This window comes from Pseudomonas sp. PME37.24/006 (assembly GCF_055556635.1).
Genome location: NZ_JBVHNL010000004.1, coordinates 699816 through 711983, shown reverse-complemented (window position 1 = coordinate 711983; position 12168 = coordinate 699816). Strand labels below are relative to the sequence as shown.

Below are 12168 nucleotides of genomic sequence, written 5' to 3'. Positions count from 1 at the left end.
GCACCACGACAGTGTCGTGTGCAAGGCTGCTGTAGGGCCGCGCTAACCCGCGCGGCTTGTCCGAATCTACAGCGCCGCCAGGTATCTTTTTCAACTCACTGATGATATCGCCCACGCCGGGTGAGTCATTGCGTGAACGTCCGATTCTTCGCCCTTTGGGCGTTAGCGAAGGTATGACAGCATGAGTGAACATCAGGGGCTGAACGCCAGCCCGAGCGAGTGGCCGAAGGCGTTGTTCTATACCGCCTTGCTGTTCTCGACGTACCAGATCATCACGGCAGCCTTCCACCCCGTGTCCAGCCAGGTGCTGCGCGCAGGGCATATCGGCTTCCTGCTGCTGATGGTGTTTATCTGCTATCCGTCGCGTGGCACCGGGCGTCCCTGGCAACCGCTGGCCTGGTTGTTGGGTTTGGCTGGTATGGCCACCTTCGCTTACCAGTGGTACTTCGAGGCCGATCTGGTCCAGCGCTCGGGCGACCTGAGCAGTCTGGATATGGTGGTCGGGATTACCCTGACCGTGCTGATTTTCGAGGCCGCACGGCGGGTGATGGGTATCGCCTTGCCGCTGATTTGCGGGCTGTTCCTGCTTTACGGGCTGTTCGGTGAGTACCTGCCGGGTGATCTGGCGCACCGCGGTTATGGCTTCGATCAGATCGTCAACCAACTGTCCTTCGGTACCGAAGGCTTCTATGGCACACCGACCTATGTGTCGGCGACCTACATTTTCCTGTTCATCCTGTTCGGCGCGTTTCTGGAGCAGGCCGGGATGATCAAACTGTTCACCGACTTCGCCATGGGGCTGTTCGGTCACAAGCTCGGCGGCCCGGCCAAAGTCTCGGTCGTTTCCTCGGCACTGATGGGCACCATTACCGGTTCTGGCGTGGCCAACGTGGTCACCACCGGACAGTTCACCATTCCGCTGATGAAACGATTTGGCTACCGCCCGGCGTTTGCAGGCGCGGTAGAAGCTACGGCGAGCATGGGCAGCCAGCTCATGCCTCCGGTGATGGGTGCCGTGGCGTTCATCATGGCCGAGACCATCAACGTGCCGTACATCGAAGTGGCCAAGGCCGCGCTGATTCCGGCCATGCTGTATTTCGGCGCAGTATTCTGGATGGTGCACCTGGAGGCGAAACGAGCCAACCTGCGCGGCTTGCCCAAGGATCAGTGCCCGAGCGCCTGGGGCGCGGTCAAGGAGCGCTGGTATCTGCTCATCCCGCTGCTGGTGCTGGTCTACCTGTTGTTTTCCGGGCGTACGCCGATGTTCTCCGGCACTGTCGGGCTGGCGTTGACGGCCATCGTGATCATCGGCTCGGCGATCATTCTCAAGGTGTCGTCGAAAGTCATGCGCATGGTTTTCTGGGTAGCCCTGGGGATTCTCTGCGCCGGGTTCTTCCAACTAGGCATTGGCGTGGTGTTCGGCGTCATCGCTGCGCTGGTCGCGGTGTGCTGGTTCGTCAAGGGCGGTCGCGACACCTTGCGCGCCTGTGTGCATGCACTGGCCGAGGGCGCTCGGCATGCGATTCCAGTGGGTATCGCCTGTGCACTGGTGGGGGTGATCATCGGCGTGGTCTCGCTGACTGGTATCGCCACGACCTTTGCCGGGTACATCCTTGCCGTCGGCCAGAACAACCTGTTCCTGTCGCTGGTGCTGACCATGGTCACCTGCCTGATTCTGGGCATGGGTATTCCGACCATTCCCAACTACATCATCACCAGCGCCATCGCCGCGCCGGCGTTGCTGGATCTGGGTGTGCCGCTGATCGTCTCGCACATGTTCGTGTTCTATTTCGGCCTGATGGCCGACCTGACGCCGCCGGTAGCGCTGGCTTGCTTCGCGGCGGCGCCAATCGCCAAGGAGAACGGCTTCAAGATCAGCCTGTGGGCCGTGCGTATCGCCGCCGCTGGGTTCGTTGTGCCGTTCATGGCGGTGTACGACCCGGCGCTGATGATGCAGGGCGACAGCTGGGGCGCAACGCTGTACATGTTCGTCAAAACGGTGTTTGCGGTCGGTTTGTGGGGCATGGCCGTGGTGGGTTACCTGAATGTGCGCATGGCCTGGTGGGAGCGACTGTGGGCGTTCGGCGCCGGCGTCGCGCTGATTCTGGCGATGCCGATCAGTGACGAGATTGGCTATGCATTGGGCTTCTTGCTGATCGCCCAGCACGTCTGGCGTGATCGCCGCGCCCAGCGCGTGGCGGCGGCGTGATGGGTCTGTGCCTGGGTTTGGCTGGGGCGGTATGGGCGCAAATGCCCCTGCCGTCCTTCACCCTGGCCTGGAACCACACGATCGAAAAGATCCGCTGGGAAGAGGACTACCGCGTCACGCCGGATGGGTTGTTGCTTGGCGAGGCGCGGGTGCGCGGCAGTGGTGCCGGCATGGAAATTCCGGACGGCGCGGTATTGCGTGATGGCGCCTGGCACTACCAGCGTCAGCTGCCACCTCTGCAACCGCTACGCCTCGGGCGCACACCCGAGGCTGGCGACTATCAACTTTGCGATGCCCAGGGCTGTAAGCCCTTCAGCGAGTGGCTCGGGCCACCGACGGCGAGTCAGCCCGCGGTGGAGTTGTGGAGTTGTGAGCTGGGCAGGTGAAAGGCAGAAGCGGACGGTTGCGATCTCGTGGGAGGGGCTTTAGCCGCGAGCTCTTTACGCCTAGCTCGGCAAAATCGAGGCTAAAGCCTCTCCCACAAAAGCTCTGCTCACCGTCCGCTTTCGCCTTGAAGGCGTCGCCCTGCCCGTCGTTTAGGGGTCAAGGCTGGCGGCGCATCTCTGCCAATTCTGTCCGCAAGGCCCTGAGCTCATCGAGAATCAGTTGCTCGCGCTGCACGCGCGCCTCGATCTCGGGATCCGGGCCTTGGGCGTCCTGCATGGCGTTGACGATCACCGCGATGAACAGGTTGAGCATCATAAAGGTGGCGATCAGTACGTAAGGGATGAAGAACAGCCAGGCATGCGGATACACCTCCATGATCGGTCGCACCGTGCCGCTCGACCAGCTGTCCAGGGTCATCATCTGGAACAGCGAATACAGGCTGGCGGTCAACGAGCCGAACCACTCGGGAAAGCGCTCGCCGAACAGCTGCGTGGCCATCACCGCCGACACATAAAAGATCAGACTCATCAGCATGATGATGCTGCCCATGCCAGGCAGCGACGCCAGCAGCGCTTGCACCACCTTGCGCATGCTCGGGTTGATCGACACCAGGCGCAGCACCCGCAAGACGCGCAATGCCCGCAATACGCTGAACGGCCCGCTGGCCGGCACGAGCGCGATGCCTACCACGATGCAATCGAACACCGCCCACGGATCTCGCAAAAGGCCGATGCCACGGGCCGCGAAGCGCAGCGCCAGCTCGATCACGAACACCGCGAGAATGAACATATCCACAGGCAACAAAAGCCAGCCCCACTCGCTGACGATCTCCACCGAGGTGAGCATGCCGAGGATCACGGCGTTGATCAGGATCAGCACGGTGATCAGGCGTTGCACGGGTTTGCCGTCCATAAACTGAGCCAGTTGCTGGCGCCAGGCGCTTGGAGCGTTCGGTGTGGCGATATCGGTCATGGTGGTGTCGACGGCTGCAATCGGGCTGCCGAGAGTAAATAAGCGAGGTGACGGAAGAAAGCGCGGCTGACTACTGGATTTTCGCTAAATGTGTAGGCGGCATGCGGGCTAGCGGGCGGCTATGTGTAAGTTTTTCTTCGCCCATGTGTAAATTTGCAGCGCACGCGTAGCTTTTACTGGCCAATTTTCGTACAGGTGGGTTGTGCCTGAGTGCTGCCGTTTTCCCGAAGCGGGATTGCTGAACGCCACTCGGATCTTTAGCCTGCGCTCTTTGCCACAGCCACGTGGCTTACCAGAGCGACGGATCACGGTATGAGCGAGCAGGTTGAAAACATCACCTACTACCTGGAAATGAACAGCCCCGACCAGTTGCGTGGCAAGGCGTTGCCGGACGATTTGCAGGTCGTCGAATGCCGGATCAAGCAGTTCCAGCTCAATCGCTTTCTCTACCAATTGGTGGGCGGGCCCTGGGAGTGGACGGACAAGCTGTCCTGGACAGATGGGCAATGGCGCGAGCTGATCGAGCGTGACGAGCATCGCACCTGGGTGGCATATCACCAAGGTGCCATCGCCGGTTACTACGAGTTGCAGCGTGACGCCGACGGCTCGGTGGAGATTCTCTATTTCGGTCTCGCCGAAGCGTTCTTCGGTCAGGGCTTCGGTGGCCCGTTGCTCAGCCACGCCCTGCAATCCGCCTGGGCCTGGCCGGGTACCCGGCGGGTCTGGGTGCACACCTGCACCTTCGATCATCCCAGCGCCCTTGCCAACTATCAGGCCCGTGGGCTGCAGCTTTATCACCAGGAAGTCGAAGGCTGAGTGGCCATTCTGTAGTGACATCCCGGCAGCTCTGCTGTCGGAGATTAGGCGAGCCATATCAATGGTCACTGAACGGAGTCTTGTATGCCGATGCCTAGTTTGAAAATCCTGCCACTTTGCCTGCTGGTGCTGCCGTTCATGGCCACTGCCCAGCAGCAGATTCAACCTGGTCTCTGGGAAATCACTTCGAAGAACATGCAGCTCGGCGGCAAGGCGTTGCCGAGTAGCGATGTGATGTTGCAGCAGTTCAAGAACCTACCTCAGGCGCAGCGTGAAATGCTCGAACGGGCCATGGCCCAGCAGGGTATTCAGCTGGGCGACAAGGGCGTGCAGTACTGCATCAGCCAGGCGCAGGTCGATGCGCAGAACATTCCGCTGCAAGATCCCAATTGTAGCCAGCAGATCACTTCGCGTGACAATGATCGTTGGGTGTTCAACTTCACTTGTCCGCAGGGTCAGGGGCAGGGTGAGGCGCATTTTCTCGACGACAAGTCCTTCAGCTCCAAGGTCAGCGGCGAGTTCGACAGCGGTGCCGGCCGCCAGCAGGGCAGCATGGAGTCGGACGCCCGTTGGGTATCGGCCGATTGTGGCGCGTTGAAGCCGCGCCAGCCCTGAGTAATACGGGTAGCGTGGTTTGCACGAAGAGGCATTCGAGCTGAATGATGCAGTCCGCATTGAATTCCATGCTGGAATGGACTTGATGAAAAGTAAGAATTTTTCTTATTAGGCCTTCTCGCCTATGGTGAGCGCTCCAATGGAGCGCTCCATGACCCAGCATTGCTTCGCAAAGTTCGATAACAGCCGTGCCAGTGAATATGGCCGTCAGAGCCGTATTGCCCTCGCAGGATACGATGCCTGCCATGAGCTGGCTGCCTGCATGCTCAGCGTCAGTCTTGAGCAAAGCCCGGGTGCGCATCTGCTGGTGGTTGGGGCAGGTGGTACTGCGCAGGAAATCATTACCATGGCGGCTATCGAACCGAGCTGGCGTTTCACGGCTGTAGATCCGTCGGCGGCGATGCTCGACACCGCTCGTGAGCAGTTACAGGCCCATGGTCTGCTGGACAGAGTCGAGGTCGTGCAGGGTACGGTCGATGACCTCCCCGCAGCTCAAGGCTACGATGCCGCGACATTGATTGGCGTCCTGCATCATGTGCCTGGCGATGATCCGAAGCGAGCGTTGCTGCTATCCATCCAGATGCGCCTGAAGCCATGCGCGCCGTTGATCGTCGCGGGCAATCACCATGCATATACCAGTCAGCCATTGCTGTTGAGGGCCTGGGCGGCACGCTGGCGCCAACAAGGTGTAGGTGCAGACGAGGTGCAGGCCAAGCTCGAGAAAATTCTGCAGGGTGCTGATCCACCTCGTTCCGAGCAAGCGGTTCAATGCCTGCTCCACGATGCTGGTTTTGCCGAGGGTACAAGGTTCTTCAGCAGCCTGTTCTGGGGCGCTTGGCTGACGCACAAAGTCTAGAGAATCGGCGAGATCAGCCGCGCTACGCGCATGCCCAGTTGTTGCAGGCGATGCACGTCGCGGCGGTCGGCGCCTATCAGTTCGCGGGACTGGCTGAAGTCGTTTTCCAGCATGCCCTCGACCTGGCGGGCGAACTCGGCGTCGACCGTCACCAGGGTGATCTCGAAGTTGAGGCGGAAGGAGCGGTTGTCCAGGTTGGCGCTGCCCACCACACCGATGTCCTGATCGATCAGCACGACCTTCTGGTGCAGAAAGCCAGGCAGGTAGCGGAAGATCCGCACACCGGCGCGCAGCGCTTCCAGGGCGAACAGGCTGGACGCGGCATAGACGATGCGGTGATCCGGCCGCGACGGCAGCAGGATGCGCACATCCACGCCGCGCAGCACCGCCAGGCGCAGTGCAGCGAACAGCGCTTCGTCAGGGATGAAGTAGGGGCTGGTTAGCCAGATGCGCTCGCGGGCTGCGTTGAGCATCTCGACGAATAGCAGCGAGCAGGTTTCCTGTGCATCCGCCGGGCCGCTGGTGATCACCTGGCAGAGCATGCCTTCGTCCGGGTAGCGCTCCGGTAGCAGCAGTGGCGGCAGTTTGCGGGTCGCCCAGAACCAGTCCTCGGCAAAGGATTCCTGCAGGCAGACCACGGCTGGGCCGTGCACCTCGACATGGGTATCACGCCATGGTGAAAGCCGCGGCTTCTCGCCCAGGTACTCATCACCGACGTTGTGCCCGCCCAGGAAGCCTCGCTCGCCATCCACCACGACGATCTTGCGGTGGTTGCGAAAATTCAGCTGGAAGCGATTGAACAGGCTGCCGCCGGTGGGGAAGGCGTGCATGTGTACACCGCCGTCGCGCAGCCGTTTGATATAGCGCCGCGGCAGAGCGTGGCTGCCGACTGCATCAAACAGGAAGTGCACCTGCACCCCAGCGGCCGCGCGTTCGAGCAGCACCTCCTGCAGGCGCCGGCCGAGCTTGTCATCGTGGACGATGAAGAACTGGATGAGGATTACCTGGTGCGCCTCGGCCAGTGCTTGGAAGATCGCCTCGAAGGTCGCCTTGCCATCGATCAGCAGGCTGACCTGATTGTTCGCCAGGCAGGGCATGCGACCCAGCCTAGGCAGGGCACGTAGCTGGCCGTAGGCTTCCGATTCACCGGCGGCGATGGCTTCTGCAACCCACGGTCGCCAGTCGAGGGCGGCCATGGCCTGATGCATCTGCTTGTCCACCTGACGGCGGGCTTCGATGTAGGCGTAAAAACGGCTACGCCCAAAAACCACGTAGGGCAGCAGCGTCAGGTAGGGCATGAAGAACAGCGACAACGCCCAGGCGATGGCGCCCTGAGCGGTACGTACGGTAAGGATCGCGTGCACGGCAGCTATCGCCCCGAGGCCATGAATCACCGCGATCAGATAACCGAAGAAATGCTGTATGCCGAATTCCATTGCCGTTCGCTTGTTGGCTGCTGTGCCAGCATAGACCACGCTATCGACACGACGTCACCGATAGAAATCAGCGTTTCACGTGAAACCCCGGTGATTCATGCCGCGCGGTAGCCGGCGCTTCGGGATATCTGGGCCGCGCTGGTCAAGAGGGTTTCACGCAGGGTCTGGCGATTGGCTTCGTCGTCCATCACGGCATCCGGCCCGGACAGGTTGATGGCGGCGACGATATGCCCACTGTGATCACGTACCGGGGCGGCGATGGCGGTGGAGTAGTCCGAGCGATGCAGGACGAAGCCACGGGCACGATCCTCGTCGCTCATGCGCAGCAGTTCTGGCAACGTCTTCGGTGCGGGGGCCGGGTAGCCGTCCAGGCGTACGTGTGCATAGAGCCCCGCCAGGGAGTTTTCATCCAGCTCGCTGAGCAGTACGCGGCCCAGGGCGGTGACGTGGCACGGCAGGCGCGTGCCGATCGGCACGTTGACCGACAGCCGCTGGGCGGCGAAGGCGCGGTACAGATAGACCACCTCGGTGTGTTCGCGGATACCCAGATGGCAGGACATCGAGGTACGGTCGCGCAGGGTGTTGAGGTGCGGCATGGCGATATCCACCAGGTCGCGACTGGCCAGGTAGGCGAAGCCGTCGCACAGCACCTGGGGGCCGAGTTCGTAGTTGTTGGTGCCCAGCTTGTTCAGGTAACCCATGTCGGTGAGGGTGACCAAAATGCGGTAGATGGCCGAGACGCTGACGCCCAGGCGCTCGGCGATGAGGTTGCTGCTCAGGCTGCGCTCGCTGGCATTGAACATCTGCAGGATGCCAAGCCCGCGCTGCAGCGCCGGGACGCGGTAGTCGGTCAGCTCTTCTTTATCGGCGGCCATGGGCGAATCTCTTTCATGGATGGCTCCCGCGTTCCGACGTGGGAGTATCAGGTGCGTCACAGGATCAGCAGCGGACGCGGAGCGTCCTTGGCAGGCGTTCCCACGCGGAGCGTGGGAACGATCATCGGCCTTATTGCAGCGCTTCGATCCCCGCCGGCTTGCCACCGAACTCTTGCATGGCATCGAGCAGCGCGCCCCACAGGTAATGCGCCGAAGCGCGATCGCACAACAGCTGGAACACTGGCAGCCTTTCCGTGCCTGCGTTGACCACGATGGCATTGAGACGCGCCACCGAGGTCTGGGCCACTGCGCCGATCGGAAAGGCATCGGCGCGCAGGTCGACACCGCAGACCTTGGCCAGCAGTTCAGGCAGGTGCGCACCGGTCAGAGCCAGCCAGGCGTGGCTGTCCTGACGGGGCAGCAGGTAGTTGGCCTGGCCGTCGTCGTAGCGCCAGTCGGCTTCATCGGAGGCGATGCGGGCACCGCCGTCGGTCAGGCTGCCGAGCAGGAAATACTCGGTCTGCGACAGGCGCAGCACCCGCTCGCCGCTGCTCTGCAGACGCGCCTGATTGGGTGCGTCTGGCAGTTGATAACCCTTGCCCTGCAGATAGGCCGCGCTATCGGTGCCACGCAAGCCGAGCCGTGGCAGATTGCTCAGGTCGATCAGTGCGCAGCGTTGCAGTTGTTCGCTGTCGCTTTGCGAGCCGGCGACGAACAGTCGTTCGCCCAGCAGCGTCAGCGGTGCGTTGCCATACAGGTCGTAGAGAGGGCTGCGTTCGGTATGGTCGCGAATGGTCAGGCTCATGATCACAGCTCCTGGCGTTTGCTTTCAGGGTCGAAGAACGGCAGTTGCACCACCGTGGCCTGGACAATTTCACCGCCTTCCACACGAATTGGAATCTGCATGCCCGGCTCGGCCTGATCGGCGCCCGCGTAGGCCATGCCGATGATCGCGCCGACGGTTTCCGAGTACTCGCAGGACGTCACGTTGCCGCTGATATCCGGGCCCTTGAGCACCAGATGGCCTTCCAGCGGTTTGGCACTGCCCCTGGGCAGGGTGAAGCCCACCAGTTTGCGCTTGAGGGGCTGTGCTTCGAGAATCTCGATGGTGCGTTTGCCGACGAAGAAGGGCTTCTTGCGGCCGATGGCCCAGCCCATGTCGATCTCCGCAGGGTGGGTCATGCCATCGGTGTCCTGGCTGATGATCACGTGGCCTTTTTCCAGGCGCAGCAGGCGCTGGGTTTCCACCCCGAACGGGCGGATGCCCTCGGCCTTGCCGGCCTCCATCAGCGCATCCCAGAGGTGCTCGCCAAAGCGCGCGGGCACGTGGATTTCATAACCCAGCTCGCCCACGAAACCGACCCGCAGCAGCCGCGCCGGCACCCCGGCAACGCTGCCCTCACGCACGCCGAGATAGGGGAAGCCTTCAGCGTCAAGGTCGACATCGCTGCAGACCTTTTCCAGTACCTGGCGCGACAACGGCCCGGCCAGGTTGACCGCGGCGAAGGCGGCACTGACGTTGGCGATGTCGACGTTCAGGCGCCACTGCGCATTCCACTTGAGCATGCTGCGGTAGACGCGATCCACGCCGCTGGTGGTCGCCGATACGTAGAAGTGCTGCTCGGCCAGGCGGCAGGCCACCCCGTCATCGATCACCACGCCATCCTCGGCGGTCATCAGCGCGTAGCGGGTACGGCCGACGGCGAGCTTCTTGAAACCGAAGGTGTACATGCGTTCCAGCAGCTCGGCGGCATCCGGCCCGCGAATGTCGAGGCCGCCCAGGGTGGACACGTCGATCAGGCCGACCTTCTCACGCACATGGCGGGCCTCGGCTTGCATACAGGCTTCACGATCTTCTGCCTTGCCGTAGAACGCCGGGCGCTGCCAGACACCCGCGGGCATCAGCCTGGCGCCGAGCTCGACATGACGGCGGTGCATGGCGGTCTGGCGATAGGGGTCGAAGCCGCGGCCGGCGATGTGCGCGAGCTTCTCCGCCGAGAAGGGCGGACGGGCCGTGGTCACTCCGGTTTCGCTGACGCTACGACCGGTGGCATCGGCGACCAGGCGCGCCGTGGGCAGCGCCGAGTGGCGCCCCTGAGACGGTCCCATGCCGACGGTGGAGAAGCGCTTGACCAGTTGCACGTCGCGGTAGCCGTGACGGGTGGCGTTGACGATATCGCGGATCTGCAGGTCTTCGTCGAAGTCGACGAACTCCTTTCCCTGGGGGTGGGCGAAGATCGGCCAGGGGAAGTTGACCCGGCTGTCGTCCTTGTCCGCGCCGTCTACCGGAGCGCCGCCCAGATCGAGGTCGACGAGGGCTTCGCTGGCGGCGCGCTGACCGTCGGCGATTACCCGTTGCAGGTCGTGGCGGCCGTTCACCGAGCCGGCTACGCGGAGAATCTTCGGCAGATTATGAATCGAGAACGCCGCATGTTCGTCGGCGTAACGCAGGCTGCCACCGGCCTGGCAGAGCAACTGGTAGACCGGCATGTAACCGGCAGACATGCACAACAGGTCGCAATCGATCCGCGTGCTGGCCTCGGCCACCTTGCCTTGAGCGCTGATACGCCTGACGTCGACAGCACTAATGTGGCGCGCGTGCTTGTCGGCGAGTGCTTCATACACGGTGTGGCCGGCGTGACAGGGAATGCCCTTGGCTTGCACCGCAGTGACCAGGCCGGGGGTGTCGATACGCTCGCGCATGTCGACCACCGCGGCGACCTCCACACCCGCATCAAACAGGTCGAGGGCGGCCAGGTAGCCGTCATCGTTGCCGGTCAGTACCACCGCGCGTTTGCCCGGTTTCACCGCGTACAGGCGCATCAGGCGCTGGGCGGCGCTGGTCAGCATCACGCCCGGCAGGTCGTTGTTGCGGAAAATCACCGGCTGGTCGAAGGAGCCGCTGGCGATGATGCACTGCTTGGCGCGCACCTTGTACAGGCGGTTGCCCTGGATCACCGGCAGGTAGTTATCGGCGAACCAGGCGTTGCACAGGGCTTGGTCGAGCACGCGGATATTGGCATGCCCCTTCACCGCACTGACCAGTTCTTCACGCAGGCCCATGGCGGCGTTGGCGTCGAGGCCGAAGCGGGCGTAGGTCAGCGAGCCGCCGAGTACCGGGTTCTGTTCGATCAGCAGTACCTTGGCGCCACCGTTGGCCGCGTGCAGGGCGGCGGACAGGCCCGCGGGCCCGGAGCCGATCACTGCCAGGTCGCAGAACAGGTAGGCCTTGTCGTGGTAGCTCGGCTCGAACCCGAGGTCGAGCACGCCGAGGCCGGCCTTCTTGCGGATCAGCGGTTCCCAGCGCTTCCACATGCCCTTGGGCTTGTAGAAGGCGCGGTAGTAGAAACCGACCGGCATGAACTTGGAGAACTTGCCGAGAATCGCGTCGCGATCCTTCTCCAGGCTGCCATTGACGTTCTGTGGGGTGACGCTGATACCGGCAGCGATCGGGTGGTCGTCCGCCAGCACGTTGGGCTCGTCCGGCAGTTGCACCAGGGTGTTGGCGTCCTGGCCGGCCATGGTCAGCGGGCCGCGTGGGCGGTGGTACTTGAACGAGCGCGACAGCAGCCAACGACCATCGCCAGCCAGGGCGCTGGCGACGGTGTCGCCGGCAAAGCCCTGGCACGAGCGGCCGTCGAAGCTGAAGGTCAGTGGTCTGTTGCGGTCGATCAACAACCCCATGGGGGCGGGCAGGCGGTTCATTGGGCGGCCTCCGGTGCGGCGAAATCGACACGCTGGTCGAACAGTTCACGAGGGTCGAAGGTACGCAGGATCTCGTCGCTGCCGGTGTGGCGCTCGGCCAGGAACCAGTAGCTCGACGGCGTGTGCATCCACCATTCGGTGACCACACCGAGCAGGTTCTCGCTGTTGAACACGTAGTCGGCCCATTGCGCGACGCTGCAGGTCGTCGGGTCGGGCATGTGCTTGAGTTCGCCGCCGTAGGTGAATTCGCTGATATTGCGCGGCCCGTTGAGCGGGCAAGTCATGATCTTCATTGGC

Annotated in this window: 11 protein-coding genes; 5 read left to right on the top strand and 6 right to left on the bottom strand. The window is 62.7% G+C overall.

Going from position 1 to position 12168, the window contains the following annotated elements:
* Positions 1-181 precede the first annotated feature (181 nt).
* The gene (locus ACZ3GY_RS19380; protein WP_463562921.1) at positions 182-2209 is read left to right on the top strand and encodes a TRAP transporter permease; all 2028 of its coding nucleotides are present in this window, start codon (positions 182-184) and stop codon (positions 2207-2209) included.
* Positions 2206-2595 (top strand): DUF1850 domain-containing protein, encoded by a 390-nt coding sequence (locus tag ACZ3GY_RS19375; protein ID WP_463562920.1) that lies wholly within the window; start codon positions 2206-2208, stop codon positions 2593-2595. The genes ACZ3GY_RS19380 and ACZ3GY_RS19375 overlap by 4 nt, the downstream gene beginning before the upstream one ends.
* A 157-nt stretch (positions 2596-2752) precedes the next feature.
* On the opposite strand, the gene ACZ3GY_RS19370 is transcribed toward ACZ3GY_RS19375, so the two are convergent.
* On the bottom strand, positions 2753-3568 hold the full coding sequence (locus tag ACZ3GY_RS19370) for an ion transporter (RefSeq protein WP_465911628.1): 816 nt from the start codon (positions 3566-3568) through the stop codon (positions 2753-2755).
* 312 nt (positions 3569-3880) lie between these two features.
* Between ACZ3GY_RS19370 and ACZ3GY_RS19365 the strand changes: the two genes are divergently transcribed.
* The 3 genes from ACZ3GY_RS19365 (at position 3881) to ACZ3GY_RS19355 (ending at position 5855) form a co-directional block, all read left to right on the top strand.
* A complete protein-coding gene (locus ACZ3GY_RS19365; protein WP_465911627.1) occupies positions 3881-4384 on the top strand; it encodes a GNAT family N-acetyltransferase in 504 nt (167 codons plus the stop codon).
* Positions 4385-4468: 84 nt separating this feature from the next.
* On the top strand, positions 4469-4999 hold the full coding sequence (locus tag ACZ3GY_RS19360; protein ID WP_463562917.1) for a DUF3617 domain-containing protein: 531 nt from the start codon (positions 4469-4471) through the stop codon (positions 4997-4999).
* A gap of 151 nt (positions 5000-5150) precedes the next feature.
* Positions 5151-5855: a class I SAM-dependent methyltransferase gene (locus ACZ3GY_RS19355; protein WP_465911626.1), complete on the top strand. Its 705-nt coding sequence runs from the start codon at positions 5151-5153 to the stop codon at positions 5853-5855.
* On the opposite strand, the gene cls is transcribed toward ACZ3GY_RS19355, so the two are convergent.
* The 5 genes from cls to ACZ3GY_RS19330 all read right to left on the bottom strand — a co-directional run bounded on the left by cls (position 5852) and on the right by ACZ3GY_RS19330 (position 12164).
* On the bottom strand, positions 5852-7291 hold the full coding sequence (gene cls, locus ACZ3GY_RS19350; protein ID WP_465911625.1) for a cardiolipin synthase: 1440 nt from the start codon (positions 7289-7291) through the stop codon (positions 5852-5854). The genes ACZ3GY_RS19355 and cls overlap by 4 nt on opposite strands.
* Positions 7292-7386: 95 nt before the next feature.
* A complete protein-coding gene (locus ACZ3GY_RS19345; RefSeq protein ID WP_465911624.1) occupies positions 7387-8166 on the bottom strand; it encodes an IclR family transcriptional regulator in 780 nt (259 codons plus the stop codon).
* A gap of 130 nt (positions 8167-8296) precedes the next feature.
* On the bottom strand, positions 8297-8905 hold the full coding sequence (locus tag ACZ3GY_RS19340; protein WP_465911850.1) for a sarcosine oxidase subunit gamma: 609 nt from the start codon (positions 8903-8905) through the stop codon (positions 8297-8299).
* 68 nt (positions 8906-8973) lie between these two features.
* Positions 8974-11871, bottom strand: a complete 2898-nt coding sequence (locus ACZ3GY_RS19335) for a 2Fe-2S iron-sulfur cluster-binding protein (protein WP_465911623.1) — start codon at positions 11869-11871, stop codon at positions 8974-8976.
* The gene (locus ACZ3GY_RS19330; protein WP_042553471.1) at positions 11868-12164 is read right to left on the bottom strand and encodes a sarcosine oxidase subunit delta; all 297 of its coding nucleotides are present in this window, start codon (positions 12162-12164) and stop codon (positions 11868-11870) included. Before ACZ3GY_RS19330 ends, ACZ3GY_RS19335 begins: the two co-directional genes overlap by 4 nt.
* Between the last annotated feature and the right edge of the window lie 4 nt (positions 12165-12168).

Bases quoted from the DNA above. Each gene is read 5' to 3' on its own strand.
- ACZ3GY_RS19380 (WP_463562921.1), top strand. From the start codon at position 182: ATGAGTGAACATCAGGGGCTGAACGCCAGCCCGAGCGAGTGGCCGAAG.
- ACZ3GY_RS19370 (WP_465911628.1), bottom strand. From the start codon at position 3,568: ATGACCGATATCGCCACACCGAACGCTCCAAGCGCCTGGCGCCAGCAA.
- ACZ3GY_RS19365 (WP_465911627.1), top strand. From the start codon at position 3,881: ATGAGCGAGCAGGTTGAAAACATCACCTACTACCTGGAAATGAACAGC.
- ACZ3GY_RS19360 (WP_463562917.1), top strand. From the start codon at position 4,469: ATGCCGATGCCTAGTTTGAAAATCCTGCCACTTTGCCTGCTGGTGCTG.
- ACZ3GY_RS19355 (WP_465911626.1), top strand. From the start codon at position 5,151: ATGACCCAGCATTGCTTCGCAAAGTTCGATAACAGCCGTGCCAGTGAA.
- cls (WP_465911625.1), bottom strand. From the start codon at position 7,291: ATGGAATTCGGCATACAGCATTTCTTCGGTTATCTGATCGCGGTGATT.
- ACZ3GY_RS19345 (WP_465911624.1), bottom strand. From the start codon at position 8,166: ATGGCCGCCGATAAAGAAGAGCTGACCGACTACCGCGTCCCGGCGCTG.
- ACZ3GY_RS19335 (WP_465911623.1), bottom strand. From the start codon at position 11,871: ATGAACCGCCTGCCCGCCCCCATGGGGTTGTTGATCGACCGCAACAGA.
- ACZ3GY_RS19330 (WP_042553471.1), bottom strand. From the start codon at position 12,164: ATGAAGATCATGACTTGCCCGCTCAACGGGCCGCGCAATATCAGCGAA.